24 protein-coding genes are annotated in these 25,955 nt (G+C 65.1%); 9 read left to right on the forward strand and 15 right to left on the reverse strand.

The features are described 5' to 3' along the window. Nucleotides 1–2,841, reverse strand: coding sequence for an ATP-binding protein (locus tag UNPA324_RS26045; protein ID WP_141936639.1), 2,841 nt, complete (start codon nt 2,839–2,841; stop codon nt 1–3). A 200-nt stretch (nt 2,842–3,041) separates the two neighbouring features. On the opposite strand from UNPA324_RS26045, the gene UNPA324_RS26050 reads away from it, so the two are divergent. The 3 genes from UNPA324_RS26050 to UNPA324_RS26060 all read left to right on the forward strand — a co-directional run bounded on the left by UNPA324_RS26050 (nt 3,042) and on the right by UNPA324_RS26060 (nt 5,157). After that, nucleotides 3,042–3,461, forward strand: a complete 420-nt coding sequence (locus UNPA324_RS26050; protein WP_128920358.1) for an organic hydroperoxide resistance protein — start codon at nt 3,042–3,044, stop codon at nt 3,459–3,461. A 35-nt stretch (nt 3,462–3,496) separates the two neighbouring features. Continuing rightward, complete coding sequence (locus UNPA324_RS26055) at nt 3,497–4,525, forward strand: alpha/beta fold hydrolase (RefSeq protein WP_141936641.1); 1,029 nt, start codon at nt 3,497–3,499, stop codon at nt 4,523–4,525. Nucleotides 4,526–4,596: 71 nt separating this feature from the next. Beyond that, entirely contained in the window at nt 4,597–5,157 is a 561-nt protein-coding gene (locus tag UNPA324_RS26060) for a cytochrome P460 family protein (RefSeq protein ID WP_141936643.1), read from the forward strand. 254 nt (nt 5,158–5,411) lie between these two features. On the opposite strand, the gene UNPA324_RS26065 is transcribed toward UNPA324_RS26060, so the two are convergent. Continuing rightward, nucleotides 5,412–8,921 (reverse strand): PAS domain-containing hybrid sensor histidine kinase/response regulator, encoded by a 3,510-nt coding sequence (locus UNPA324_RS26065; protein ID WP_141936644.1) that lies wholly within the window; start codon nt 8,919–8,921, stop codon nt 5,412–5,414. A gap of 235 nt (nt 8,922–9,156) precedes the next feature. Continuing rightward, nucleotides 9,157–10,386 carry a 5-aminolevulinate synthase gene (gene hemA, locus UNPA324_RS26070; RefSeq protein WP_128920362.1) on the reverse strand — a complete coding sequence of 410 codons (1,230 nt, stop codon included), beginning with the start codon at nt 10,384–10,386 and terminating at the stop codon, nt 9,157–9,159. Nucleotides 10,387–10,696: 310 nt separating this feature from the next. On the opposite strand from hemA, the gene aroQ reads away from it, so the two are divergent. Beyond that, on the forward strand, nt 10,697–11,128 hold the full coding sequence (gene aroQ, locus UNPA324_RS26075; RefSeq protein WP_141936646.1) for a type II 3-dehydroquinate dehydratase: 432 nt from the start codon (nt 10,697–10,699) through the stop codon (nt 11,126–11,128). Between the two features lie 41 nt (nt 11,129–11,169). Here aroQ and UNPA324_RS26080 read toward each other — a convergent pair whose 3' ends face one another. From UNPA324_RS26080 to UNPA324_RS26095, 4 genes are all read right to left on the reverse strand, one after another. After that, on the reverse strand, nt 11,170–12,231 hold the full coding sequence (locus UNPA324_RS26080) for an MBL fold metallo-hydrolase (protein WP_128920364.1): 1,062 nt from the start codon (nt 12,229–12,231) through the stop codon (nt 11,170–11,172). A gap of 316 nt (nt 12,232–12,547) precedes the next feature. Continuing rightward, nucleotides 12,548–14,701: a methyl-accepting chemotaxis protein gene (locus UNPA324_RS26085; RefSeq protein ID WP_141936648.1), complete on the reverse strand. Its 2,154-nt coding sequence runs from the start codon at nt 14,699–14,701 to the stop codon at nt 12,548–12,550. 164 nt (nt 14,702–14,865) lie between these two features. Next, on the reverse strand, nt 14,866–15,594 hold the full coding sequence (locus tag UNPA324_RS26090) for an outer membrane protein (RefSeq protein ID WP_128920366.1): 729 nt from the start codon (nt 15,592–15,594) through the stop codon (nt 14,866–14,868). A gap of 225 nt (nt 15,595–15,819) precedes the next feature. Continuing rightward, entirely contained in the window at nt 15,820–16,140 is a 321-nt protein-coding gene (locus UNPA324_RS26095) for a hypothetical protein (protein ID WP_128920367.1), read from the reverse strand. A 183-nt stretch (nt 16,141–16,323) separates the two neighbouring features. On the opposite strand from UNPA324_RS26095, the gene UNPA324_RS26100 reads away from it, so the two are divergent. After that, nucleotides 16,324–16,623, forward strand: a complete 300-nt coding sequence (locus tag UNPA324_RS26100; RefSeq protein WP_141936650.1) for a hypothetical protein — start codon at nt 16,324–16,326, stop codon at nt 16,621–16,623. Nucleotides 16,624–16,662: 39 nt separating this feature from the next. On the opposite strand, the gene UNPA324_RS26105 is transcribed toward UNPA324_RS26100, so the two are convergent. The 7 genes from UNPA324_RS26105 to UNPA324_RS26130 all read right to left on the reverse strand — a co-directional run bounded on the left by UNPA324_RS26105 (nt 16,663) and on the right by UNPA324_RS26130 (nt 22,583). Next, nucleotides 16,663–16,872 (reverse strand): hypothetical protein, encoded by a 210-nt coding sequence (locus UNPA324_RS26105; protein WP_128920369.1) that lies wholly within the window; start codon nt 16,870–16,872, stop codon nt 16,663–16,665. After that, nucleotides 16,869–17,042: a hypothetical protein gene (locus UNPA324_RS35325; RefSeq protein WP_164936385.1), complete on the reverse strand. Its 174-nt coding sequence runs from the start codon at nt 17,040–17,042 to the stop codon at nt 16,869–16,871. The genes UNPA324_RS26105 and UNPA324_RS35325 overlap by 4 nt, the downstream gene beginning before the upstream one ends. Nucleotides 17,043–17,138: 96 nt before the next feature. Beyond that, nucleotides 17,139–17,366 carry a hypothetical protein gene (locus UNPA324_RS26110; RefSeq protein ID WP_128920370.1) on the reverse strand — a complete coding sequence of 76 codons (228 nt, stop codon included), beginning with the start codon at nt 17,364–17,366 and terminating at the stop codon, nt 17,139–17,141. A 47-nt stretch (nt 17,367–17,413) separates the two neighbouring features. Then, complete coding sequence (locus UNPA324_RS26115; RefSeq protein ID WP_181769680.1) at nt 17,414–19,033, reverse strand: ABC transporter ATP-binding protein; 1,620 nt, start codon at nt 19,031–19,033, stop codon at nt 17,414–17,416. 2 nt (nt 19,034–19,035) lie between these two features. Further along, a complete protein-coding gene (locus UNPA324_RS26120) occupies nt 19,036–19,875 on the reverse strand; it encodes an ABC transporter permease (RefSeq protein ID WP_128920372.1) in 840 nt (279 codons plus the stop codon). Next, entirely contained in the window at nt 19,872–20,843 is a 972-nt protein-coding gene (locus UNPA324_RS26125) for an ABC transporter permease (RefSeq protein WP_141936654.1), read from the reverse strand. Before UNPA324_RS26125 ends, UNPA324_RS26120 begins: the two co-directional genes overlap by 4 nt. A 189-nt stretch (nt 20,844–21,032) precedes the next feature. After that, entirely contained in the window at nt 21,033–22,583 is a 1,551-nt protein-coding gene (locus tag UNPA324_RS26130) for an ABC transporter substrate-binding protein (protein WP_141936656.1), read from the reverse strand. A 216-nt stretch (nt 22,584–22,799) separates the two neighbouring features. Here UNPA324_RS26130 and UNPA324_RS26135 point away from each other — a divergent pair, with 216 nt between their 5' ends. From UNPA324_RS26135 to UNPA324_RS26145, 3 genes are all read left to right on the forward strand, one after another. Then, nucleotides 22,800–23,438: a TetR/AcrR family transcriptional regulator gene (locus tag UNPA324_RS26135; RefSeq protein WP_128920375.1), complete on the forward strand. Its 639-nt coding sequence runs from the start codon at nt 22,800–22,802 to the stop codon at nt 23,436–23,438. Nucleotides 23,439–23,688: 250 nt separating this feature from the next. Beyond that, nucleotides 23,689–24,351 (forward strand): DUF3313 domain-containing protein, encoded by a 663-nt coding sequence (locus UNPA324_RS26140; RefSeq protein ID WP_141936658.1) that lies wholly within the window; start codon nt 23,689–23,691, stop codon nt 24,349–24,351. A gap of 32 nt (nt 24,352–24,383) precedes the next feature. After that, nucleotides 24,384–24,953, forward strand: coding sequence for a DUF2147 domain-containing protein (locus UNPA324_RS26145; protein ID WP_141936659.1), 570 nt, complete (start codon nt 24,384–24,386; stop codon nt 24,951–24,953). Nucleotides 24,954–24,956: 3 nt separating this feature from the next. Here UNPA324_RS26145 and UNPA324_RS26150 read toward each other — a convergent pair whose 3' ends face one another. Beyond that, nucleotides 24,957–25,268: a hypothetical protein gene (locus UNPA324_RS26150; protein ID WP_128920378.1), complete on the reverse strand. Its 312-nt coding sequence runs from the start codon at nt 25,266–25,268 to the stop codon at nt 24,957–24,959. A gap of 187 nt (nt 25,269–25,455) precedes the next feature. On the opposite strand from UNPA324_RS26150, the gene irr reads away from it, so the two are divergent. Then, nucleotides 25,456–25,941 carry a Fur family transcriptional regulator Irr gene (irr, locus tag UNPA324_RS26155; protein WP_141936661.1) on the forward strand — a complete coding sequence of 162 codons (486 nt, stop codon included), beginning with the start codon at nt 25,456–25,458 and terminating at the stop codon, nt 25,939–25,941. Nucleotides 25,942–25,955: the final 14 nt, after the last annotated feature.

Here is a 25,955-nt window from a genome sequence, read left to right on the forward strand (position 1 = left end):
CTACAGCGTCTTCAAGAGCGCATCGGCGGCTCTGATATCTGCAGTCTCGGAACCTGCAACGAAACCTGCGAGTGCCGATCGGAGCAATAGTCTTGCTTCCTCGTAGCGGCGTCGGTCGGCAAGAAGCTGTGCCAGATCGGTTGCTGCCCGCAGCTCCCAGGCTTTCGCGCCCTCGGCGCGGCTGAGTTCCAGCGCCTGCATGAGGCAATTCTCTGCTTCCTCGATCCGCGGCTCCGGCAAGTGCGATAGGACCTTGCCCTTCATCCGCAGCAGCTCCGGCATGTAGAGATCGTCGCCGCTCCGCTCGACGAGGCGGAGCGCATCGTCGATCAGCTCTGCGCTCTGTTCGATTTGCCCAAGCGCCAGCAGGCCCTGAACCAGCGCGATGTTGAACGTCGTGGTGAGCAGCTCGTAGCCGGCATCGTGGAGCTCGCGCAGGCAAGTCCTGATCGTCTCGACGCCACCGGCGGCATCGCCGCGCCGGATCGCCAGCTCGCCTTTGACGCCGCGGCCGACCGCGAGATAGGGCCCCATCGAGCGCGAATTGGCATGCGCGATGAAGCGGTCGATGTTCTCGTCCGCGCCGTCGAGGTCTCCGCTCCAGAGGTCGATCGAGACCGCCCAGATCAGCGCGATGCAGAGCGTGATCGGGTGATCCATCTGCGCGGCCTCGGTGACCGTCTGCTGCGCCAGTTGCAGCGCATCTGCGGGCCGGCCCTGCAGCCAGAGCTCGCGGGCCAGCGTGATGCCGGCCCGGTTGCGATGATCGAAGCCGTAGACCGTGCTGATTCGTTCCGTGCCCGGTCCCTGCCAAGCCATCTCCAGCATCTCAAGCGCGTCACGATGCCTGCCTGCTAGATGCAGCGAGACGCCGAGGAGGGAGTGGGCGAGGGCGATCGAGGCGGGGTCGCCCAACAATCTCGCGACCGCGAGGCTCTGCTGCGCATAGCCAAGCGCGGCGTCGAACTCTCCCATCCGCTCGTGAAAGATATGCATCCGGCCCAGCAGCTGGAGCTGGTTGAGGTCGTCGCCGCGCGCGTCGGCGATCGCAAGGCTCCGGCTCAGGGCGCCGCGCGCCGCTTCGCTGCCGCCGCGCGTGAACATCAAGGTCAGTCCGAGCGCGGCCTGGATGTGCATTTCCTCGGCGCTGCCGCGCGAAGAGGGCGCCATCGCCAGCAGCGCCCGTTCCGACCAGCGCCGGCATTCGATCAGCAAGGACATCGCCAGGAAGATCGGCGCCGCGGCGGCGACGAGCGCAATGCCGATGCCGAGATCGCCGTCCGCGCCGAAGCACCAGTTGAGCGCGGCGCGCACATTGTGAAGCGCCGAGAAGTGAGCCGCCCGTTCGTCCGCGCTCGGCACCGTGGCCCACGTCATGCCGACCTGTTCCAGCCGTCGCTGGTAGTAGATCGCATGGCGGGCGGCGAGCGCCGCGTCATCAGGTTCGATCTCGAGCAGATAGGCGCGCGTCGTGTCGAGCAGACGGTAGCGCATCATGGCGCCGATCGGTCGCGGCGCGACCATCGATTTGGCAACGAGACCGTCGACGGCGTCGAACAGACGGGCATGATCGACGCACTGGTCCGGCACGACCTCGAGCGCTGCATCGATGGTGAAATGCCCGGCGAAGACCGCAAGCCTGCGCAGCACCAGGCGTTCGAGATCCGACAGCAATCCGTAGCTCCAATCGAGCGTGGCCTGCAATGTCTTCTGCCGGGGTGGCGCCGTTCGCTGGCCTTGCCAGAGCAGATTGAGGCGCTCGTCGAGCAGCGCGGCGGTCTGCTCCAGGCCGTAGGCTTCGACCCGGCCGGCGGCGAGCTCGATCGCCAGCGCCATGCCATCGAGCTTGCGGCAGATCCTCGCGATGATTGTGGCATTTGCGTCGTCGAGCGTGATCTGCGCGCCGCTGGCTGTGGCGCGTTCGAGGAACAGTTGAAGCGCGGGATAGGTCTGCGCTGCGGCGATCGTCAGCCCGGAATTGTCGGGCGGAACGGCGAGCGGGGCCAATCGATAGACTTGCTCGCCCTCGACGCGCAGGGCTTCGCGGCTGGTCGCGAGGATATGGACGTGCGGCGCCGCATGGAAGATCTCCGCGGCCAGTGGTGCGGCCGCCGCGATGACGTGCTCGCAATTGTCCAGGATCAGCAGCATCCGCTTGTCGCTGACATGCGCGAGCAGTGCGGGCAGGGGATCGTCGGTCTGGGCCGGCAGGCCAAGCATCAGCAGGATCGAGGTGATCACGAGATCGGGATCGCTCAGCGCGGCCAGATCAACAAAATGCGCGGCATCCGAGAATGATTCGAGCAGGTCGTGCGCGATCGCCACGGCGACCGCGGTTTTGCCGACGCCGCCGGGGCCGACAATCGTGACGAAGCGCGAGGTGAGGAGCTTGTCGGAGACGGCGGCGATCGCATCGTCGCGCCCGACCATCCGCTGCAGCCGGTTCGGCAGTTTCACGGGGGGCAATTCCGGCCGAGGCGCGAGGCGCTGCGCTGAGGCGATATTTGTTTGCGAAATCGGCGCCACGAAGCAATAGCCGCGGCCGGAGAGCGTCGTGATGTAGCGGGCGCCATCCTTGCCGTCGCCGAGCGCCTTGCGAAGCGCTGCGACGTGAAAGCGCAGATTGGTCTCTTCGACCGTGATGCCGGGCCACACCAGCGCCATCAGGTCCCATTTGCTGACGACCTCGTTCGGCCGCGACATCAGCGCCACCAGCGTGTCGAAGGCTTTCGCGCCAAGCGGCACCGCGACGCCGTCGCGCATCACCAGCCTTTCATGCGGCGTCACGGAGAATGGCCCGAACGACAATGTTCCCGTCGCAGTGCCGGCCGGCTCGGTCATGGCGAAATCTTGGTCCCTTCGAGAGGCATTCGATAGCCAGATGATCGTGCTCCGGCAAGGCTGCTCCTGCATCGGCATCAGACCGCGGATGCAGGCCTTTGTGAGGCGCGCCAGGCAAGACCTCACAACTTCTCACAAGTCCAAACGGGTGTGCCGTCGCGGCCGCTGCTAGTCAGTGGCGTGACGGCAAGGAGAGCTTCATGACCCAGGCGGCAAAGATACTCTACACGGCCAGGACCCACACCAGCGGCGGACGGCACGACGGCATATCGCGCAGCTCCGACGGTCGCCTGGACGTCAAGCTGTCGCCACCGGGCGGCACAGGCATCGGCACCAATCCCGAGCAATTGTTCGCCGCCGGATGGTCGGCCTGCTTCGAAGGCGCGATGGAGATCGCAGCCCGGAAGCGGAAAATCGACCTTCCCAGGAAATGCGCGATCGACGCGGAGATCGATCTCGTGCTCGACGACGGCGCCTATTCGCTCCGGGCACGCCTCAATGTCAGCCTGCCGGGCCTCGACCCTGAGATCGCACGCGGCATCATCGATGATGCGCATCAGACCTGTCCCTATTCCAAGGCCGTTCGCGGCAACATCGACGTCACGGTCGCACTGATCTGACGCACCAGCACCGACCATCAAGAGGCAGCACGACCATGAAGCAGATCATCGACCAGCATCGTCGCAAGTTTTTCGGCGTCGCCGCCGGAACCGTCGCCGTCGGCCTCGGCGTGATCGACCTCGCGCGCGCCGAAACGGAAGCGCCGGGATCATCCGGATCGACAGCGTCCTTCGGCGCAATCAAGCAGATCGATGCCGGGGTCCTCAATGTCGGGTATGCCGAGGCTGGTCCTTCGAACGGTCCCGTGGCGATCCTGCTGCATGGCTGGCCTTACGACATTCACGCCTTCGTGGACGTCGCACCGATCCTGGCAAAGGCTGGCTATCGCGTGATCATCCCTTATCTGCGCGGTTACGGCTCGACGCACTTCCTCTCCAGTGAGACGCCGCGCAACGGCGAGCCTGCCGCAATGGCCGCCGACATCATCGCGCTGATGGACAAGCTCGATATCAAGAAGGCCGTCGTCGCCGGCTTCGACTGGGGCGCACGCACCGCCGACATCATCGCCGCGCTGTGGCCGGAGCGCTGCCGCGCGCTGGTGTCGGTCAGCGGTTATCTGATCTCAAGCCAAGCCGCCGGCAACATGCCGCTGCCGCCGCAGGCGGAGCTGCAATGGTGGTATCAGTTCTATTTCGCGACCGAGCGCGGCCGGGCCGGATACGAGAAGTACACGCACGATTTCGCCAAGCTGATCTGGAAGCTCGCCTCGCCGCAGTGGAAGTTCGACGACGCCACCTTCAATCGAAGCGCAGCGGCGCTCGACAACAAGGATCATGTCGCGATCACGATCCACAACTACCGCTGGCGGCTCGGGCTCGCCCAGGGCGAAGCGAAGTACGAGCATCTCGAAAAGAGGCTCGCTGCGGCGCCGGTCATCGAGGTGCCGACGATCACGATGGAAGGCGACGCCAACGGCGCGCCGCACCCCGATGTCAGCGCCTTCGCCAAGAAGTTCGCGGGCCGGTTCGAGCATCGCCTGATCACCGGCGGCATCGGCCACAATCTGCCGCAGGAAGCGTCGCAGGCCTTTGCCAAGGCCGTCATCGACGCCGACGGCGCCTGATCGTTCATTCGTGCCTCGGTCCAGCGTGGCTGGACCGGGGATGTCTCGCGATCCCAGCTTGAAGAAACGTCATGCCATCCATCGAACCTGAAAAGGATGAGCGATCCTACGTCACGGTGATCACGCTGGCCGTGCTTCTTCTGGTCGTTCTGCTGACTTGCGTGCCCTATCTGGTCTCGATCGCTCTCGCCGAGGGGCCTGCGCAAAACACGGCAGACGCCTCGCCGATCTTCGGCGTCACCATTCCGCCGGGTTACAAGCAATGGGAGCTGATCGCGCCGGCCGAAGAAGCCGCGCCGCTCGACGAGCTTCGTGCCGTGGTCGGCAACCAGACCGCCATCGACGCCTATCAAGCCGGCAAGCTCCCGTTCCCCGACGGCACCATTCTGGTCAAGCGTGCCTGGAAACGGAAACAGTCGCCGGAGTTTGCATCCGCGACAATTCCAGGCGCCGCCACCACGGTCCAGGTGATGGTCAAGGATTCCAAAAGATATCCCGCGACCGGCGGCTGGGGTTTTGGCCGCTTCGTCGATGGCAAGCCGGTCGACGAGGCGCAGCATCGCACCTGCTTCGCGTGTCACGAAGCTCGCGCCAAGAGCCGCGACTACGTCTTCACGCGGCTTGCGCCCTGACTTGCCAGGGGCACTCGCATCTGGGATCGATTTCGCCTGTGGCCGTCCTTCGAGACGCCCGCCTCGGCGGGCCCTCAGGATGAGGATTGAGTGCGCGGCTGTGATTGAAAGAGCCGTGATGCTGCTTAGCCTCATCCTGAGGAGACCGCGAAGCGGTCGTCTCGAAGGACGAGGCGCACGCTCAGGTCGAGCAAAGTGTCATATGCGATGCGCGACCTGGGTTGCGGAGGCCGGTGGCGTTCAAGCAGCCCGTTTCACTCCGCCGCCACCATCTGCTGCGTGCGCCACTGGCCGAGGAGGGCGCGGAGCGAGGCCGGCTTGACCGGCTTGTTGAGCACCGCGACCTTCTCGTCACGTGCGGCGATCTGCACGGCGGGGCTGCGGTCGGCGGTGATCAGGATAGCGGGGATGCCGTCGCCGAAACGGCGGCGGATATCGCGGATCGCGGCGATGCCGTTGCCGCGATCGAGATGATAGTCGACCAGGAGGCCGGTGACGCGGCGGCCGGCGGTTTCGATCGCGGCGATCGCGCCTTCGGGATCGGCGACCGCGATCACCTCGGCGTCCCACGCTTTCAGCAGTGTGCGCATGCCGTCGAGGATCGCCGCGTCATTCTCGATGCAGACGATCAGCGCGCCCGAGATCGGTGTGCGCGCCAGCGGCGTCGCGCTGGTCACGGCGGCGGTGTGGGTGATCGCCTTCGCCGTCGGCACCGTCACTGAGAACACCGAGCCGCCGCTTCTGTTGCCGTCGATGGCGATGCCATGCTTGAGCACCCGCGCCAGCCGTTCGACGATCGAGAGGCCGAGCCCCAGCCCGCGCGCGATCCGCGCGCCCTGCTCAAGGCGGTGGAATTCCTTGAAGATCTCGCCGCGCTTGACCGGCGGGATGCCGACGCCGGTGTCGTAGACGCAGATCTTGAGCGAAGGGCCCTGGCGGCGACAGCCGACCAGTACGCGGCCGCGCGGGGTGTATTTGATCGCATTCGAGATCAGGTTCTGCAGCAGGCGCCGCAGCAGGAGCCGATCCGACTCGACCGGCAGCGAGCAGGGCACGAAGGTGAGCTCCAAGTTCTTGGCGCGCGCGATCGGCGCGAACTCGATCTCCAGCGAGCGCATCAGATCGGCCATCTTGAAGCTCGAGATCGAGGTCGTCATCGCGCCGGCGTCCAGGCGCGAGATGTCCAAGAGCGCGCCGAGGATCTCTTCGATCGCCTGCAGCGATTCGTCGATGTTCTCGACCAGCCGGGTCTCCTCGCCGCTGTGCTGGCGCTCGACCAGGCTCGTGACATAGAGCCGCGCCGCGTTCAGCGGCTGGAGAATGTCGTGGCTCGCGGCGGCGAGGAAGCGGGTCTTGGAGATGCTGGCGTCTTCGGCCGTGCTCTTGGCCAGGGCCAGCTCGGAATTCAGCCGCGTCAGCTCCTCGGTGCGGTCGCGCACGCGCTTTTCCAGCGTCGCGTTGGCGCGCTCCAGAGCCTCCGCCGCCTCGAAGCTAGGCGTGACATCGGTGAACGTGATGACGAAGCCGCCGCCGGGCATGCGGTTGGTGAGCACTTCGATCACCATGTGGCGTTCCGGCAGGCGTTCGAGATACGGCTCGCTGTCGGTGGTGTAGGCTATGAGCCGCTGCTCGATCATCGCCTCACGGTCGGCCTGATGGTCGGGATCGCTCACGCCCATGAATTCCAGGATTTCGCGCAGGGGCGTGCCGAACTGGACGATGTGCGGGGGCACATTGAGGAGATCGCCGAACTGCCGGTTGGAGCAGATCAGCTGCAGGTCGGCATCGAACACGGCAATGCCCTGGCGCACGTGGTTGAGCGCGGTCTGCAGGATCTCGCGGTTGAAATGCAGCGCCGCGTGTGAATCGTCGAGCAGCTTGAGTGCGGCCCTGGCCGAGACCGTGCGCTTGCGCAGCAGCAGCGACATCACGAGGCGGGAGGAGGCAGCTCCAATCGAGGAGGCGATCAGGTGCTCGGCGTGCTGCAACAGCTCGAAATCGGCGGGGGCTCCGGGCTCCAGCCGCAAATTACGCCGTGCGGAGAATGCCTCGAAGGAATGCCGCGCACGGTCGGGTCCGAGATATTGCGCCACCGTGGTCTGGATGTCCTGCACGGTGACGGTGGTGCGCCAGCGGCGGAAACTCGGGGAGATCGGCGCGAGCGTATTGGGCACGAACAGATCGGCCTGCAACAGCTCGATGGATGAGGGCCTTCGTGCCAGCGACAGCAGCACATAGGTCAGGATGTTGAGCGACAGCGACCAGATGACGCCGTGCATCAGCGGCGGCAGATCGGCGCCGAACAGCGCCTGCGGCCGTAGTGCCTCGATGCCGAACGGGCCGTGCTGAAGCAGCAGGATGCCTGATGTCGAGGAATCCATGAAGCTCGGTATGAACAGCGTGTAGAGCCACACCGCGAAGCCGACCAGCATGCCGCCGATCGCGCCGCGCGCGGTGGCGCGCCGCCACAACAATCCGCCGAAGAAGCTCGGTGCAAGCTGGGCGATGGCGGCAAAGGAGAGCAGGCCGATCGCCGCGAGCTGGGTGTTGCCGAGCGCGCGGTAATAGAAATAGGCCATCACCATGATGGCGAAGATCGCCAGCCGCCGCGAGCGCAGCAGGAAGTTGCTGAAATCGGCGCCGCCGGTGCGCCCCTCCGGCCGTCGCTGCAGCACCAGGGGCACCACGAGGTCGTTCGAGACCATGATGGAGAGCGCGACGCATTCGACGATCACCATCGCGGTTGCCGCCGACAGGCCGCCGACGAACACGGCGACGCTGAGCAGATCCGCACCTCCCTCCATCGGCAACGCCAGCACGTACATATCGGGGTCGGCCACGCCGAATGGGAAGGTGACGAGGCCGGCGAGCGCGATCGGGATCACGAACAGATTGATGGCGACGAGGTAGAGCGGAAACAGCCAGCGCGCGCGGCCGACCTCGGCATCGCTGGAGTTCTCGACCACACTGACGTGGAACTGGCGCGGCAGCAGCATGATCGCGCACAGCGACAGCAGCGTCATGGTCAGGAAGTTGCCGATCGACGGCGAATAGTTGATGGCGCGCACCGCCTCCGGCGTCTTCATGGCGCGCTCGATCAGTTCGTGCGGCGAGAACATCCAGAAGGTGACGAAGATGCCGGCGGCGAGGAAGGCGACCAGCTTGACGATGGATTCGGTCGCAACCGCCAGCATCAGGCCGTGCTGGTGCTCGGTGGCGTCGGTCTGCCGGGTGCCGAACAGCACGGCGAAGGCCGCCATCGCCAGCGTCACCATCAGCGCCACGTCGCCGATGATCGGGATGTGGGAGAAGGCCTGGTCTTCGCTCAGGATCGTCTCCAGCGAGGAGGCGACCGCCTTGAGCTGGAGCGCGATGTAGGGCACTGAGCCGATGATCGCGATTCCGGCGACGGTGGCCGCCACCGCCTGGCTCTTGCCGTAGCGGGCTCCGATGAAGTCGGCGATCGAGGTGATGTTGTGGGCTTTCGCGAGCTGGATCACGCGGCGCAGAACGCCGGCGCCGAGGCCGATCATCAGGATCGGGCCGACATAGATGGCGAGGAAGTCGGTCGAGGTGCGGGTGGCAAAGCCGACCGAGCCGAAGAAGGTCCAGGAGGTGCAGTAGATCGCCAGCGACAGCGGATAGATCAGCCCGGAGGCACGCCCACGCCCGGCCGGCGAGCGGCGGTCGCCATGGCTCGCCACCAGAAACAGAAAGCCGATATAGCCGAAGGCGGCGGCGATCACGCCCCAGTCGTGCAGCATGGCGAGCGCGCTTCTCGAAAGGGCGCTAGCGGCGCCCAAGCTCATTTTCCCTGCAAACCTAGCGCGTTGGACGGGTGGAGGCGACAGCGAAATGCCGGGCTGGGGCGGGAACTGGGGTTGTCGTTAAGCGCGTTGCCTGAAGGGCGCCGAGGCAGTCCCCGTGTGGCACCCCCCTCTCTGACCCTCGCCCAGCCACGGGCTCGATAGAAGTTGGCTCCAAGGAGAGGCGAACAGCCTACTCCGCCGCCAGCGACTTCTCGCGCAGCGGCAGGCCGAGACGGTCCCACACTTGCAGCAGGGCTTCGGCGAGCTGATCGATCAGGCCGTCGTCGTGATAGGGCGAGGGCGTGATTCGCAGCCGCTCGCTGCCCTTGGCGACCGTCGGATAGTTGATCGGCTGGATGTAGATGCCGTGCTCCTCGAGCAGCAGGTCGGACGCCTGCTTGCATTTCTCGGGATCGCCGACGAACAGCGGCACGATATGGGTATCGCTCGACATCACCGGCAGGCCGGCGGCGTTGAGGATCGCCTTGACGCGGGCGGCGCGGTCCTGGTGGCGCTCGCGCTCCCAGTTCGAGGTCTTCAGATGCTTGATCGCGGCGGTCGCGGCCGAGCAGATCGCCGGCGGCAGCGCGGTGGTGAAGATGAAGCCCGGCGCATAGGAGCGCACAGCATCGATGATCTGGCCGTTGGCGGCGATGTAGCCGCCGAGGCAGCCGAACGCCTTGGCGAGCGTGCCTTCGAGAACGTCGATGCGGTGCATGACGCCGTCACGCTCGGCGATGCCGCCGCCGCGCGGGCCGTACATGCCGACGGCGTGGACCTCGTCGACATAGGTCATCGCACCGTACTTCTCGGCGAGATCGCAGATCTTGGCGAGCGGGGCGACGTCGCCGTCCATGGAATAGAGGCTCTCGCAGACGATCAGCTTCGGCCGGTTCGGGTCGGCCGCTTTCAACAGCTCCTCGAGATGCGCCAGATCGTTGTGGCGGAACACGACCCGCTCGCAGCCCGACTGGCGGATGCCCTCGATCATCGAATTGTGGTTGAGCTCGTCCGACAGGATGAGACAGTTCGGAATGAGCTTTGCGATGGTCGGGATGCCGGTCTGGTTCGAGACATAGCCCGAGGTGAACAGCAGCGCGGCTTCCTTGCCGTGGAGATCGGCGAGCTCGGCCTCGAGCTGGACCAGCGGATGATGCGTGCCGGCGATGTTGCGGGTGCCGCCGGCACCGGTGCCGACACGGGTCGCGGTCTCGACCATGGCGCCGACCACCTTCGGGTGCTGGCCCATGCCGAGATAATCGTTGGAGCACCAGATCACGACGTCGCGCTTGCCCTTGGGCGAGTGCCAGACCGCGTGCGGGAATCGGCCGGCCGTGCGCTCGAGGTCGGCGAACACGCGGTAGCGCCGCTCGGCGTGGAGACGATCGAGGGCGGAATCGAAGAACTGGTTGTAATCCATCGGCAAAACCTGCAACGGAACCCGGCCACGGCGGCCACTCGTTTTTAGAGCTTTTCCAGCTCCAATGTCTATGCGCCAGCACACATTTGTGGCGAGCCGCGCGGGTATGTTGATAGCGGCGTCTCGCGGGCGATAGTTGATGTGGATCAAACGCCTACCACTTGCCCGCCGGCGCGCCCGGGGAAGCCGGAGACCGCTGCAGCTGGCTTGGACATTTTGTCCATGGGGCGCGCTGCGTTCATGATGGCTGGGCCGGTCGCGCCGATGGGCGCGGATCGGCGCCCGGCAAGCTCATGCGAAAGGACCCCTGATGAAACGTGTCATGATCCTCAACGGTCCCAACCTCAATATGCTCGGCATCCGCGAGCCGCATATCTATGGCACGACGACGCTCGCGGAGGTCAACGCGAGCTGCGAGGAGGCGGCGGCCAAGCTCGGGCTCAAGCTCGCCTTCCACCAGTCCAACCATGAAGGCGTGCTCGTCGACCTGATCCAGTCGGCAAGGCAGGATGCCGACGCCATCATCATCAATCCGGCCGGCTTCTCCTTCACCTCGGTCGCGATCATGGACGCAATCAAGACGTTCGAAGGCCCGGTGCTGGAAGTCCACATCTCCAACATCCACGCCCGCGACGAATATCACCGCCACTCCAAGATCTCGTTCGTGGCGACCGGGGTGATCTGTGGCCTCGGACCATTCGGCTACATCGCGGCGCTGCACGCGATCGCGAACATGAAGTGAGATCTGCTCCCTCGCCCCGCTTGCGGGGAGAGGCGAATACATTACGTCGTCCGGAATTGCAGCACGCCGTCCTTCGTCTCCGCGGTCAGCCGGCCTTCGACGATCATGTAGTTGACGTGAGCGACCAACTCGCCGGCGGCGAAGCCCATCTGGTGCTCGTCGAGCACGTGCTTGTTGAACACCACGGGCACCAAAGCGCGCGAGGTCTGCGGCACCTCGCGGCAGGCTTCCGCGATCAGACGGCAGCGCTCCTCATGGTGGTCGGCGAGCTGCTTGATGCGGGTCTTCAGTCCGTAGAACGGTACGCCGTGGCCGGGCAGCACCAGCACGTCATAGGGCAGGGTCGTGGTGAGGCTGGCGAGCGAGGCCAGATATTCGCCGAGCGAGTTCTGGTCGGGCTCGACCGCCCAGACGCTGACATTGGGCGAGATCTTGCTCAGCACCTGGTCGGCGGAAAGGAACAGCTTGTCGTCGGCGCAATACAGCATCACCTGGTCGAGCGCGTGGCCGCCGCCGGTGATCACCTTGAAGCGGCGCGTGCCGATCACGACGTCCTCGCCATGGGAGATGCGGCGGTAGGAGGGCGGCAGCACCGAGACGCGCTTGAGATAATCCTGGCCGCGGCCCAGCAGCTTTTCGGTGAGCGACTCGTCCATGCCGTGGCGGCGGAAGAACAGCCGCTGCGCTTCCTGCCGCTCCGCGGTGCCGCGGTTCTGGTGATAGACCGATTGCAGATACTCGACCTGCGACATCACCAGAGGGCAGTTGAACCGCTCGACGACCCAGCCGGCAAGTCCGACATGGTCGGGGTGGGAGTGGGTGACGATCAGGCGCGTGATGGTGACGCCCTTCAGCGGTCCGTCGAACAGCTTCGTCCAGGCCTCGATCGTCTCCTCGTTGCCGAAGCCGGTATCCACCATCGCATAGCCGTCGCCGTCGGCGAGCAGGTAGATGTTCACGTGGTTGAGGCGGAACGGCAGCTTCAGCCGCGCCCACAACACGCCGGGCCTGACCTCGACGATTTGATCGTGGCCGGGATGCTGGTCCCAGGGATAGCGCAGGGCCTCGGCCGAGGATTGTGCGGTGTCGGTTTTTGCGTTCATGCTACCCGCTTAAACCCAGCGCGCGCGGGGCGCCAGCCGAAAAAGGGCGCTTGGCGGCCCTCGCATGGCCGTCATACCGGGGAAGGTTTTTCCGCGATGTGGGACGCTCGTGCTCCGAACTTGATCACCTCTCCCGCTTGCGGGGAAGGTCGGCGCGTCCCGGGCGATGCGAAGCATCGTCCCGAGCGCCGGGTGGGGCTCTCTGCCCACGGGGATATTCTCGACACGTCGCGACTATCCCATTGCGGAGACACCCTCACCCCAACCCTCTCCCGCACGCGGGAGAGGAAGCGCAGTGCCGATGCCGCTGGCGTCCTTACGCCGCCCGCATATTGTTGAGGAAGGCGTCGATCTCTCCGCGCAGCATGTCGGCTTCGCGCCGCAGCGCGTCGGAGGCGCCCAGCACCTCGCTCGCCGCGACGCCGGCTTCGGCGGAGGCGGTGGAGACGCCGACGATGTTGCTGGAGACCTCGCTGGTGCCGCCGGCCGCATGCTGGATGTTGCGGGCGATCTCGCGGGTGGCCGCGCCTTGCTCCTCGACGGCGGCCGCGATCGTCGTGGTCACGTCGTTGATCTCGCCGATGATCCGGCCGATGCCCTGGATGGCGCCGACCGCCGATGTCGTGATGTCCTGCATGCTGGCGATCTGGGTGCGGATTTCCTCCGTCGCCTTGGCGGTCTGGCTCGCGAGGCTCTTCACCTCGGAGGCAACCACGGCGAAGCCGCGGCCGGCCTCGCCCGCGCGCGCCGCCTCGATGGTGGCGTTGAGCGCGAGCAGATTGGTCTGCGAGGCGATGGTCTGGATCAAATCGACCACGACGCTGATGCGGCTCGCGCTGTCGGCGAGGCTCTGCACCGTGGCGTCGGTCGCGCCGGCTTCGTCGACCGCCTTCTTGGCGATCGCGGCCGAGGTCACGACCTGCCTGCTGATCTCCTCGATCGAGGACGACAGCTGCTCGGTGCCGGACGACACGGTCTGCACGTTGACCGAGGTCTCCTCGGCGGCGGAGGCGACCGCGTTGACCAGCGCGTTGGACTGGTCGGCGGTGGTGGACATGCTCTGCGCGGTCGATTGCATCGAATTGGCCGACTGCGCCAGATTGTCGAGCGCGGAGCGCACCGTGTTCTCGAATTCCGCGATCTTCGCCTCCATGCGCGCGGCCCGCTCGGCCTTGGCGATGCGGTCCTTGTCCTGCTCGCTGGCGAGCGCCCGGGCTTCGATCATGCTGTCGCGGAACACGGTCAGCGTTTCCTTCATCACGCCGATCTCGTCGTTCTGCCGCGAGCGGACGATCTCGGTGTCGAGGTCGCCGGCCGACAGCAGCTGCATGGCGCGCTGAAGCTCACGGATGCGGCGCAGAATGTTGCGGCCGACATAGAGCCAGACGAACAGCGCCGAGCCGACCAGCATCAAGGCTCCGAGGGCCAGCATCACGGTCGTCGCAAGCGAGGTTTCCTGCTGCGCCTGGGAGGTCGAGGCATGGGTCTCCTTCTGCACGCCGTCGACGAGCTGCTGCACGCTGATGCCGAGGCCGACATTGAGCTTGCGGGTCTCGTCCAGGATGGTCTGGCCGTAGTCGACGGAGTCGAGCTCCTTCTCACGCAGATTGAACACGCCGGCCTTGCCGGTGCCGAGCGCCAGCAATTTCTCCGCGGTGTCGCGCAGCATCTTGTTGCCCTGGTTGTCGGGCAACAGATCGAGGTTGGATCGCAGGCGGCCCTGAGCCGTCTTGAATTCCTTCTGGATGTCGTCGAGCTTGTCGCTGGTGTTGGCCGACAGCGCCGCGCTCATGTCGGCAGCCGCGAGATTGCCGCTGGCGACGACGTTGCCGAGCTGACCGACGGTCTGCGCGGCGTCGCTGGCATCTGCGGCGGACAGGTCGGCCGAGCCGAGGATGGCGTTGACCCGGGTCTGCGCGTCGAGCATCGCCGGGCTGGCCGCGCCGACGAAGGCGCTCTGCGCGTTGCGCAGCGCGTCATATTGCTTGTCGTGGAGGGCGGCGATATCCAGCCGTTCGCGGGCGGCCTTGGCCAGGCTCTGCGCCGCCTCGTTGATGCTCTTCATCGTCTCGCCGAGTCCGGAGACGACGGACTTGTCGCCGCCGAGCTGGATGATCTCGGTGAGCTTTTGCTGCGTCTGCTCCTGCAATTCCTTGAGCTTCTTGGTGCGCTCGTTGAGGGCGTCCTCGCTTTGCGCCGCAAGCAACGCCGGTCCCTGTGCCGCAAGGCTCGCGCTCAGCGCCGACAATTGCAGGCTGGCGGCAAGGCGCGGAATGTCCCGTCCGCTCAATTCGGTCATGCGTCCGCCGAGATTCTGCAGCGCCAGGCCGGCGCCGGCTGCAATCACGAGGCCCATGCCTGCGATCACCGCGAACGCCGCAAACAGGCTGCCCCGCACGCCCCATGTCGGCATTTTGAATCGCGGCGTGAATCGACCAAGCAAACGGCCAACGCCCAGACGGATCGCCATCGAAATTCCCCCAACGTTCTTGCTTCTGTTTGTGGCCGGCAGTATCCGCACCGCCGGTTAAAAAAATCGCAATATCCGCAAACGGTTGCGTGCGTTCCGCAGGACGAAAAAAGAGGGCCGGCGAAATCGCCGGCCCTCTGTCATGGTAAAGTTGCGGTAACCGATCAGTAGCGCGCCACGGCCGGGCTGGCCCAGTTGAAGCGGTAGTTGACGCCCGCCTTGATGGTGTGGTCGTCGGTGGTGAAGTTGCCGGCGGGCACCAGCGCGGCCGGCGCGGTGAAATGCGCGTCACCGAAATTGTAGTACTGGTACTCGGCCTTGGCCGACCAGTTCGGGGCGAACATGTATTCGAGGCCGACGCCGACGGTGTAGCCGTTGCGGTGATCGCCATCGATGACGAAGCCGGTCGGCACGCCGGCGACCGTCACCTTCTCGTTGTTGTCCGAGTAGGCGTAGCCGCCCTTCACATAGAGGAGCCCGGGGCCCCAGGTGTAGCCGACGCGGCCGGTGATCGAGCCGAGGCCGCGCTGGTCGTTGGTGTAGGCGACGCTGCCCGGAAACACCGCACCGACGCTGCCGGAGAGCCAGGAATACTGGCCCTCGACGCCGACCACGAAGTTCGGGTTGAACTGCCAGTCCGCACCGACCTGCACGCCGCCGAGGAAACGGCCGTTGCCGTTGTTGCCGGTGGAGAGGCCGTTGAAATTGTTGTCGCTGGAGAACGCGCCGCCGACATGGCCACCGACATAGAAACCCGTCCAGTTGTAGATCGGCGCGGCATAGGCCGGCGCGGGCGCCTTGTAATAGTTGCGGTTGCCGAGATCGGCGCCGACGGCCGGCGCAGCCGCGCCCATCGCGAGCAGCGCCACGGTCGCAAACAGAATCTTCTTCATAGTCCAAACTCCAACACTTGAAGGTCCCCGGCAGGCGCGCTCTTTCGCGCCGCGTTGGTTTTGCAGATAGCTCGCTTTTGACGAAAATGCTGTCACATGCATGGCACAACGGCAGCCAACCTAACTTATTGGGCTGCAATCAGTTTTCGTGCTTAATGCCGGCTTAAGAAATGCTGAAGGAAGGCTTAATTTCGTAGCCTTGCGGTAACCTCTGTGCGCACTTCGTTAACCAAGACGTCGGCGCGCCTCATCCCGCATCTGCTCGCGGAACGCCGCGCGCTTTGCGGGGCGGTCTTCCTCGCGCACGTCATGGCGATCGAAGATGTCGAACTTCTCCAGGATCGGATAACGCTCGCTCGCCATCGCGAGCACGCGCAGCACCTTGGTCGCCGAGGGCGTCGGGCCGCTCACCTCCCAACGCCGAATGGTGTCGCTGCCGCCTTTCTCCGGCAATCCGCAGAGCTTTGCCATGTCGGCCGCTGTGAGTTTTCGCTCGAGGGCATCTGAGAGGTCGGCGCGGAGTTGCTTCAGTTCAGGGCCGGTCATGTCGCCTCAATGCGCGAAGTCGGTGAGGTCAATGCACTAGCGCTGATTCGGGTCCATCCGAAGGCGGGCCGTCCGCTCTCGGGCACCTTCCTCCCGCGCACGGAGTTATGAACGGGTGCCTATGGAAATCGTCCGCTGAATGAACACATGGTGACAAGGGCGCCAGCTTCGGAGGGATCAGCCATGACCGGCATCAAATTCACCGGCATCAAATTCGCCATTGCCGCCTTCATCGCTGCCGGACTTCTCCTTGTGCCGTTCGCGGCTGAGGCGAAGAAGCAGCGCGCGAGCAGACATTACGGCGCTGGCGTGGTGGCCCCGACTTACGGCGGCGCCGCGTCGCCGGCGGCGCAGCCGAGGGCGTCCTACGGATCGTCCGGACAGTCGGTCGGCACGGTCACGGCGCCGTCGATCGGATCGTACAATTGGCCGTCGGTCGGCGTGACCAATTCCGTTCCGACCTGGAGCAACACCACCCGGTAGAGCAAAGCCGATCAGCGTGTGCCGGTAAAGCGCAAACAGCTAAATGCCCTGGCGGATCTGTTGACCGATCACGCAGCGCCATGCTGCCAGTCGCTCGGCCGGATGCTGGTTCATCCAGTCGGCGAGCTGCGGCGCGCCCATCAGGCACGACTGCACCGAGACCTCGGCGAAATCCGAGGAGGTGACGAGCTGCTCGTGACAATTGGTCGGAGAGGCGAGACTGCAGAGCACCGCGATGATCTTGATCACGACCGGCTGCTCCCGTCGCCGACGAAGGCCCGGCCAAGCGGCGTCTTATCCTGACCTTCGCCGGCCGGATCAGCCGAAGGGAAGATGCTGTCGTAGATGGCGCGCGCCTCCTGGATGAGACGCATCCGCTCGCGCTCGGACTTCGAGACAAATCGAATAATTTCGCCCATGCTGGCTCCGTATCAATTGGCATCCGTCATCAGATGACGTCGATCATTCCATCGCGATGTATGGTGCCGGCTTCGCCGTTGAAGCGGCGCGGCCGATCACGACGGAATAAAAAACGCGTGAACGCACCCGGGCATCTCGACACATCCAGCACCGCTCATGTGCTGGGTCGAGAAGCCGCTCACCAACGCATATTCGCTGCAAGGCTCTTTGCAGCCATGCGAGCGAATGCTGGTTTCAGCTTCGCTCCTTGCCTTATCAGCAAGGATCATTTCGGAAAGCAAATGCCGCTGGATCGAATATGTTTCACCTTCGAGGGCCTGCAAGTTTTTGGAACCATCCCGAGGTTTGGTGATCCGATGCAGGCAACGTTTCACGTCGCGGCAGCGCGCTCTTTCCGTCCCGGCACCGCCGCCAGCAGCTCGCGTGTATAGGCATGCTCCGGCGCGGCGAAGAGCTGTGCCGTCGGCTTCAGCTCGACGATGACGCCGCGCTGCATCACCGCGATCCGGTCGCAGATTTGGGCCGCGACGCGCAAGTCGTGGGTGATGAACAGCATCGAGAGGCCGAGGCGTGCCTTGAGGTCTTCGAGCAGCCTCAAGACTTGCGCCTGCACGGAGACGTCGAGTGCGGAGACGGCTTCATCCGCGACGACGATCTCCGGCTCGAGCGCCAGCGCGCGCGCAATGCCGATCCGTTGGCGCTGGCCGCCGGAGAACTCGTGCGGATAACGTTCGAGTGCACCGGCATCGAGGCCGACCAATTTGAGCAGATCGCGGGCACGACCGAACGCGACTTTCGGATCGATACCGGCCGCGATCGGGCCGGCGGCGATGATATGCCCGATCTTGCGGCGCGGATTGAGCGAGGCGAACGGATCCTGGAAGATCATCTGGATGCGATGACGTTCGGCGCGCAGCGCCTTGCCAGAGAGTGAGGTGAGATCGGTCTCGCCGATCCGTACCGTGCCGCGGTCGGCCTCGATCAGCCGCATCACCAGGCGTGCCACCGACGATTTTCCGGACCCGGATTCGCCGACGAGGCCGAGCGTCTCGCCCTTGAGCATGCAAAAATTGACTGCGCGCGCGGCATCGACGCGGCGGTCCTCGCGAAACCAGCCGCCTGATGTCACATAGGTCTTGTCCAGCCCGATCACCTCGACCGCCCTGGCCTGATCGTCGAGGGGCTTTCGCGCCGGCGGATCCATCGAGGGGACGGCGGCGAGCAGCGCCTTGGTGTAGTCGTGCTGCGGCTCGTTGAAGACGGTCGCGGCCGGGCCTTCCTCCACCACCTTGCCGTGGCGGAGCACCACGACCTGGTCGGCGATGTCAGCGACCACGCCGAAATCGTGGGTTATGAACATCACCGCCATGTTGCGGCTCTGCTGGAGGTTGCGGATCAGCTTGAGGATCTGCGCCTGGGTGGTGACGTCGAGGGCGGTGGTCGGCTCGTCCGCCACCAGCACCGCGGGCTCGAGCGCGAGCGCCATCGCGATCATGGCGCGCTGGCGCTGGCCGCCGGAGAGCTGGTGCGGATAGGCGCGCACGATCCTTTCAGGATCGGGCAGGCCGACCTCGCGCGCCAGCGACAACGCCTTCGCGCGCCGCTCCTTCGGCGTCAGCAGGCCGTGCGCCTCGAACATCTCCGCCATCTGGTCGCCGATCCGCATCAACGGATTGAGCGCGGTCATCGGCTCCTGAAAGATCATCGCCAGCCGCCGGCCGCGCAGATCGCGCCAGCCGGCGTCATCGAGCTTGAGCAGATCGCCGCCTTCGAACTGGATCTCGCCGGAGGCGATAGACACCGTATCAGGCAACAAGCCCATCAGCGCATGCGCGCACATCGACTTGCCGGAGCCGGACTCGCCGACAACGCAAACGATCTTGCCGGGGCGCAAGTCCAGCGAGACGCCGTCGACCGCGAATGGCCGCTCGGCGCCCTTGGGCAGCGCGATCTTGAGGTCCTTGATCGAGACGGCGGCCGGGGCGGTGATCATCAACGTCCCTCCCGCGACAGGCGCGGATTGAGCGCGTCGTTGAGGCCTTCGCCGATCAGGTTCAATCCGAGCACGGAGATCAGGATGGCGATCCCGGGAAACACGGTGATCCACCAGGCCTGGCGGATCACGGTGCGGCCGGCGCCGACCATGTAACCCCAGGAGATCAGATTGGGATCGCCGAGGCCGAGGAAGGACAGCGAGGATTCCAGGAGGATGGCGGTCGCCACCATCAGCGAGGCCAGCACGATCACCGGCGATAGCGCGTTGGGCAGGATCTCGCGCAGGATGATCCAGCTGTGCGACTGCCCGGTGACGATCGCAGCCTGGACATATTCGCGCGTGCGCAGCGACAGCACCTCGCCGCGCACGAGGCGGGCGACCGGCGGCCAGCTCACCAGCGCGATCGACGTCACGATCGAATAGATCGAAGGCTGCAGGATCGCGACCAGCACGATCGCGAGCGCGAAGCTCGGGATGGTCTGGAAGAACTCGGTGAAACGCATCAGGGCATCGTCGACCCTGCCGCCGAAATAGCCGGCCATCGCGCCAATGGGAATGCCGACGACCAGCGCGACCAGTGTCGAGACGAGACCGACCAATAGCGAGACACGTGCGCCAAAAATCATACCGGCAAATACGTCGCGGCCGAGCGCGTCGGTGCCGAGCGGCACGGTCCCGAGCGTGAAGGGCGGCAGGAACGGCCGCTGCACCATGCGCCAGGGCGAGTTCGGAAACAGCATCGGTCCGAACAATGCGACGGCGACCGCGAGCAGGAGGATGACGAGCCCGATGATTCCGCTCGGACTTCCGAGCATCGATTTCCAGAACTGTTTCATGAAGCGAATTCGATGCGCGGATCGACCAGGCGATAGACGAGGTCGGTGATGAGGTTGAAGATCAGCACCATGGCGGAGCAGATCACGAACACGCCGAGCAGCAGATTGTAGTCGCGCTGGAGCAGGGCGTCGTACATCAGGCGCCCGATGCCGGGCCAGGCGAACACGGTCTCGGTGATGACGGCGCCCCCGATCAGCGTGCCGGAATGCACGCCGGCGAGCGTCACGACCGGCAGCAGCGCGTTGCGCAGCACGTGGCGGCGCTGGATCACGGCGTCCGAAAGGCCCTTGGCCCGCGCGGTCTTGACGAAGTCGAGCCGCTTGACCTCCAACATCGAAGCACGCGTCATGCGGGTGTACGTCGCCATGAAGAACAGGCCGAGCGTCATCGCCGGCATGATCAGGTGCTTTGCGACGTCGACCGCGTGGCCGAGGCCGGTGAGGTTGGCGCCGACCGTCTCGTAGCCGAAGCTCGGCAGCCAATCCATGGTGACCGAAAACAAGAGGATGCCCATCAACGCCACCCAGAAGATCGGCATGGCGTAGAAGATCAGCGCAAAGACGGTGATGGCGGTGTCGAGAAAGGTTCCGGCGAAGCGGGCGGCGAAGGAGCCGAAAAGCACGCCGAGCATCAGAGAAATCGCGAACGCGGTCAGCGTCAACAGCAGCGTTGCCGGCAGCCGTTCGCCGATCAGCTTTGCCACCGGCGCCTGCTGGCGGAACGAAAAGCCGAGGTCGAGGGTGATCACGCCCTTGACGTAGATGAAGAGCTGTTCGGGCAGCGGCTTGTCGAGACCGAACTTTTCACGGAGCTGCTTGACGAAGACCTGGTCGCTGGCGCCGGCCTCGCCCGCCATCACGACCGCGGGGTCGCCGGGCGCAAGCCGGATCAGAAAGAAATTGAGGACGACGATCGCGAGCAGGACGATCACGCCCTTGAGGACACGCTGAGTGATGAAGGAGAGCATATTAGATGGCGATCGGATGAGGTTGAACGCAGCCAGAACCGCGGTGTGCTCCCTCTCCCGCTTGCGGGAGAGGGCAGGGGAGAGGGTATTTCCGCAGAGAGGGCGCCAAGAGGAGGAAGCCCTCTCCCGCCGCGCTCTGCGAGCGCGTCGACCTCCCCCGCGAGCGGGGGAGGTGCAGCGAGCTTGCGGCTACTTGTCGAGCCATGCGTCCTTGAAGCCGTCATTGACCCCGATCCCCGTGGTGATCAGGTTCTTGACCTTGCAGCGCGTGATGGTCGGGAATTGCAGCTCGAGCATCCAGGCCACCGGCACGTCCTCGACCAGCATCTTCTGCGCCTTGTCGTAGATTTCCTTGCGCTTGGAGTCGGGGGTTGCGACCGCGCCGTCCGCGAACAGCTTGTCGATCTCCGGATTGGAATAACCTTCGACGTTGTTGAACACCTGGCCCTTGGCGATGGCGCTGGAGACGTAGTTGCGGCCGACGCCGAGGGCGGGATCGCCATACTGGTAGAGGTAGGTGAAGGCGATGTCGTAGTCCCAGTCGCCGATCTTCTGGTTTCCGCCGGCAACGTCGGTGGCGATGGTCTCGATGTTCAGGCCGACGTCCTGGAGGTTCTGCTTCACGGCTTCGCCCCAGCGCTGCCACGTTTCGCCATAGGCGAGCGGCAACAGACGGATCTTCTCGCCCTGGTAGCCGGCCTCCTTCAGCAGCGCCTTGGCCTTGGCCGGATCGTACGGATATTTCTTCACGTCATCGGTGTAATACTTGATGGTCGAGGCGGACGGGCCGGTCGCGACCTTGCCGAGCCCGTTCCAGATGACGTCCTTGGCGAAATCGCGGTCGATCGCGAACATGATCGCCTGCCGCACCCGCTTGTCGGCGAGCGGACCCTGACGGTTGTTGAGCCACAACCAGGCCAGCGGCGAGAAGAACTCCCAGCCGGCGCCGGTGACGCAGGTGTCCTTCAGCTTGGACAGCCGCGGCACGTCGAAATTCTCGACCGAGCCGCCGGGCAGGACGTCGACCTTGCCGGTCTCGAACGCCACCGATCGCGCCGCGGCGTCGGGAATGATCTGCCAGTAGATCTCATCGAGATAGGGCTTGCCTTTCTCGTAATAATTGGGGTTTTTGACCAGGCGGATGAACGAACCCTTCTGCCACTCCCTAAACATGAAGGGGCCGGTGCCGATGGGCGCGTTGTTGTAGGGATTGGTCTTGAAGTCGGTGCCGTCATAGAGATGCTTCGGCACCATCGGCATCGAGCCGACCTCGAAGATGCCGAGGAACGGGCCGAACGGCTGCTTCAGCGTGAACACCACCGTGTAATCGTCGGGCGCCTTGACCTTGTCGACCTGCGCGAGGTTGTTACGTGCTCGCGCGTGGGTCTGCTTCAGCATCTCGATCGAGAACAAGACGTCCGCGGCGGTGAAGGGCTTGCCGTCATGCCAGGTCACACCCTTCCTGAGCTTGAAGGTGTAGGTCTTGGCGTCCTCGCTGACGCTCCAGCTCTCGGCGAGCTCCGGCTGGGGCTCGAGCTTGGGGCTGTAGCGCAGCAGCCCCTCGAAGATGTTGCCCGACACCATCTGGGTCGGGCCGTTCTGCACCAGTGCCAGCATCAGGCCGGGCGGCTCGGGCTGGATCACGGCATTGACCATGCCTCCCGTTTTCGGCTCTTGCGCCAGCGCCGGGGCCGCAAGGCCGCAAGCCAGGAGGAGACCAAGCAACACTCGTTTCGGCATGTCGTATCTTTCTCAAGCGTGACCAGCCGAAAACGCTTCGCGACGTCATGGCGTGCAAAGCTATGGCCGGCCCATCCCAGTCCCCATCCGATATCGAGGCTCACACAGTCTCGTTCAGCGCCGCAAGATGAAAGTCGCGACACTATCCGCACAAAAAATGTACAGCGCGTCCTGTTTTCACTTGATTCATTCTCCGGTCACGCAGACAAGTCCGCGATGGACAATGCCACGCGCTCCGAACGGTCCCGCAATGCTGCACTCGAAGCAGCGATCGCAATCATCGCGCGCGACGGGCCCGGGCGGTTGACGCTCGATGCAATCGCGCGCGAGAGCGGCCTCAGCAAGGGCGGCGTGATGCATCAGTTCCGCACCAAGGAGGCGGTGCTGAAGGCGTTGCTCGAGCGGCAGATGGCGCATTTCGAGGAGTTCTCGACGCGCTATATGGCGAAGGCGAGCGAGACCTCCGCGAATCCAAATTTGGCGGCCCAGCTCGCGACCCTGCGCGAAGCGGCGACCTCGCCGAATTCCGCTGCGCTGGCGCTGGTTGCGGCCATGGTGGAGAATCCTCGCCTGATGGCGCTGCCGCGCGAGCGCGAGATGGAGCGGATGGCGGCAATCAGGGAAGAGGCCGCGGACCCGGATCTTGCGATGCTGCGCTGGGCCGGAGCGATGGGACTGCTGCTGAGCTCGCTGTTCGGCATGTCGCCGCTCAGCAAGGGCGAGCACCAGCGACTGTTCGCACGCCTGCTCGACGACGCACAATGGAGCGGTCTTGCCCAGCCGGATGCAACGCGCGCCGCCAAATCCGGAACGGCACCGGCTGCGAAGGCCGCAACCCGGCGCAAGCGCGCCTGATTCATCGTTAACGAAACCGCATCAAGACCTGCCTAAAGCCGCGCCTGCGGCCAAATGCGTCAGGCTTTCACTTTTGAACTTTACAAACCGCCTAGTCGGTTTTATAAACCCGATACTGAGGCAGCCCCAAGGCTTCCGACATGGCCCCCGGACGAAGCTGAGGGCTGGCCATGGTGAGCGCCGCAGCCGCGTCCGGTCCCTGACGCGGCTGCGGTCGCCATCGCCTGGACAGTGCCAAGAGGAGTTTGAAATGAATCGCTCGATCGCCGTGCGCGGTCTGGGAACGCTGGTGCTTTGTGCGGGCCTGGGCGGCTGCGCCTCGGTCGCTCCGGTGCCCTATTCGGAGATGGCATCCTCGGCCTATCTGGCCCCGGACAAATCGGACGCCTCCGGCCGTGTGCCCTACCGCTATTCCACGCCGGTCGACTGGCGCGCCTATAACAAGGTGATCCTCGATCCCGTCGTGGTCTACCGCGGGAAGGACCACCAGTTCGGCGACATGTCCGGCAAGGACAAGGCGACGCTCGCTGCCTACATGCAAACCTGTTTCGCCGACCGGCTGCGCGGCCGCTTCGCGCTGGTGCGGGAACGCGGACCGAACACGCTGCGGATCAGGCTGACGCTCACCGGCGCGGTGACCAACACGCCGGTGCTCGGCACGCTCTCGCGCTTCGACATGGCGGGCGCGATCTACAACGGCGTGCAGGCCGCGCGCGACGGCGAAGGGACGATGACCGGATCGGTCATCTACGGCGTCGAGATCTTCGACGCGACGAGCTCGCGACTGCTCTCGGCCTACGTCACCAAGCAATATCCAGCTGCCTACGACATCAAGGCCACCGCCGGCGCGCTCGCGGCCGCTACGGCCGGTCTCGACAAGGGCGCCGACGCGCTGATGGCGCAGCTGAACTGACGCCGCGATCCATTCAACGAAAGGTGCTGCTGATGAACATTCTCCTTCGCTTCGTGCTGCGCATCGCCATCACCGTCGTGATGCTGGCGTTCGGCGGCCGCGCCGGCGCCGTCGCGCCGGCAGATCCGAGCGGCACCTGGCTGGTCGAGGACGGCCGCGCCCGCATTCGCCTCGAGCGCTGCGGACCGTCGCGCGACCGCCTCTGCGGCTTCATCGTCTGGATGAAGGAGCCGGCCGACAAGCGCGGCCAGCCTTACCGCGACAGCCAGAATCCGGATCCGGACAAGCGCGCCCGCATGCTGCTCGGCCACCAGCTCATCATGGGTCTGCAAGCGACGCCGGAGGGAAGGTTTGCCGGCGAGATCTATAATGCCGAGGACGGCAAGTTCTACTCGGTGTCGATCTGGCGCGAATCCGCCGATCGCTTGAAGCTGAAAGGCTGTCTCATAAAATTCCTGTGCCAGACCCAGACCTGGCAGCAGACCTTCGACGTGCTGCCCGGCCAGCTTGTCGGCCTGACCGGTGACCTCAACGGCCCGCGCGCCGACAAGGAGTGGGCGGCGGTGCCGGCCCCAAAGCCGGTACCGGCGAAAACGAAGTAGCCGTCAGGAGGCGCGCAGCGCCCGTCGCAATTCGTCGAGCGCCTCTGCGAGCTGCTCGCGATGCGCGATGTCGTCCTTGGGTATGAAGGCGACGCTGCCGGCGAGCTCACGCAGGATGCCCGCGAGCAGGCCGAAATTGATGTGCAGGTGAACCGATTTGCGTTCGTCGGCGGGGCCAGGATGCTGCAGCACCAGCGCAACGCCGTTGCCGTCGAGCCGCGCCTCGAACCGCGACGCATGCTCGAAAGTGCCGACATAGAACTTATCGGGATATTCGAGCGCGACCTCGGCTTTGTCGGGAACCGGCCTGGACATGTGACCCTCATCGATGCCGACCAATTTTGGCCGGGAATGGACCGGGCCGCCTTGCGATAGGTCAGAGCGGCTTCCGGATTTGATCTGGATCAAAGTCAGGCCGCCGCTCTTGCGATCCAATAGCAACTGGCGGACCCGGCACGCCGCGTCCCGTTTCCTTGGAGCCGTGAGAGGCGTGAGACGATTGATGGACATCCAGGCCACCAATATCCCGGCGATTGACGATAGCGGGCCTGATGTCGCCGGCCTCGAGCCACCGCCGGATGCGGGCGTGCAGCACTGCCTGCAACTGCTCGGCAATGCCGGCCTGCGCCCGACGCGCCAGCGTCTCGCGCTCGGCCAATTACTGTTCCTGAACGGCCACCGTCACGTCACCGCAGAGAGCCTCTATGAGGAGGCGATGGCGGCGAGCGCGTATCTGTCGCTGGCGACCGTTTACAACACGTTGAATCAGTTTACCGAGGCTGGCCTGCTGCGCCGCATCGCCGCCGATGGGATGAAGTCGTTCTTCGACACCGACACGTCGGTGCATCCGCACTTCTATCTCGAAGGCGAGGACGTGCTGATCGATGTTGCCGACGGCCTCGCCTTCACCAAGATTCCCGAAGCGCTTCCCGGCCACGAGATCGCGCGGCTCGACGTCATCGTCCATTTGCGCCGCAAGCGAACGTAGCGCCGCCGTGCGCG

Origin of the sequence: Bradyrhizobium sp. UNPA324 (genome assembly GCF_006658635.1) — a bacterium.
Classification (GTDB): Bacteria; Pseudomonadota; Alphaproteobacteria; order Rhizobiales; family Xanthobacteraceae; genus Bradyrhizobium; species Bradyrhizobium nanningense.

Bases quoted from the DNA above. Each gene is read 5' to 3' on its own strand.
- UNPA324_RS26045 (WP_141936639.1), bottom strand. From the start codon at position 2,841: ATGACCGAGCCGGCCGGCACTGCGACGGGAACATTGTCGTTCGGGCCA.
- UNPA324_RS26050 (WP_128920358.1), top strand. From the start codon at position 3,042: ATGACCCAGGCGGCAAAGATACTCTACACGGCCAGGACCCACACCAGC.
- UNPA324_RS26055 (WP_141936641.1), top strand. From the start codon at position 3,497: ATGAAGCAGATCATCGACCAGCATCGTCGCAAGTTTTTCGGCGTCGCC.
- UNPA324_RS26060 (WP_141936643.1), top strand. From the start codon at position 4,597: ATGCCATCCATCGAACCTGAAAAGGATGAGCGATCCTACGTCACGGTG.
- UNPA324_RS26065 (WP_141936644.1), bottom strand. From the start codon at position 8,921: ATGCTGCACGACTGGGGCGTGATCGCCGCCGCCTTCGGCTATATCGGC.
- hemA (WP_128920362.1), bottom strand. From the start codon at position 10,386: ATGGATTACAACCAGTTCTTCGATTCCGCCCTCGATCGTCTCCACGCC.
- aroQ (WP_141936646.1), top strand. From the start codon at position 10,697: ATGAAACGTGTCATGATCCTCAACGGTCCCAACCTCAATATGCTCGGC.
- UNPA324_RS26080 (WP_128920364.1), bottom strand. From the start codon at position 12,231: ATGAACGCAAAAACCGACACCGCACAATCCTCGGCCGAGGCCCTGCGC.
- UNPA324_RS26085 (WP_141936648.1), bottom strand. From the start codon at position 14,701: ATGGCGATCCGTCTGGGCGTTGGCCGTTTGCTTGGTCGATTCACGCCG.
- UNPA324_RS26090 (WP_128920366.1), bottom strand. From the start codon at position 15,594: ATGAAGAAGATTCTGTTTGCGACCGTGGCGCTGCTCGCGATGGGCGCG.
- UNPA324_RS26095 (WP_128920367.1), bottom strand. From the start codon at position 16,140: ATGACCGGCCCTGAACTGAAGCAACTCCGCGCCGACCTCTCAGATGCC.
- UNPA324_RS26100 (WP_141936650.1), top strand. From the start codon at position 16,324: ATGACCGGCATCAAATTCACCGGCATCAAATTCGCCATTGCCGCCTTC.
- UNPA324_RS35325 (WP_164936385.1), bottom strand. From the start codon at position 17,042: ATGGGCGAAATTATTCGATTTGTCTCGAAGTCCGAGCGCGAGCGGATG.
- UNPA324_RS26120 (WP_128920372.1), bottom strand. From the start codon at position 19,875: ATGAAACAGTTCTGGAAATCGATGCTCGGAAGTCCGAGCGGAATCATC.
- UNPA324_RS26125 (WP_141936654.1), bottom strand. From the start codon at position 20,843: ATGCTCTCCTTCATCACTCAGCGTGTCCTCAAGGGCGTGATCGTCCTG.
- UNPA324_RS26130 (WP_141936656.1), bottom strand. From the start codon at position 22,583: ATGCCGAAACGAGTGTTGCTTGGTCTCCTCCTGGCTTGCGGCCTTGCG.
- UNPA324_RS26135 (WP_128920375.1), top strand. From the start codon at position 22,800: ATGGACAATGCCACGCGCTCCGAACGGTCCCGCAATGCTGCACTCGAA.
- UNPA324_RS26140 (WP_141936658.1), top strand. From the start codon at position 23,689: ATGAATCGCTCGATCGCCGTGCGCGGTCTGGGAACGCTGGTGCTTTGT.
- UNPA324_RS26145 (WP_141936659.1), top strand. From the start codon at position 24,384: ATGAACATTCTCCTTCGCTTCGTGCTGCGCATCGCCATCACCGTCGTG.
- UNPA324_RS26150 (WP_128920378.1), bottom strand. From the start codon at position 25,268: ATGTCCAGGCCGGTTCCCGACAAAGCCGAGGTCGCGCTCGAATATCCC.
- irr (WP_141936661.1), top strand. From the start codon at position 25,456: ATGGACATCCAGGCCACCAATATCCCGGCGATTGACGATAGCGGGCCT.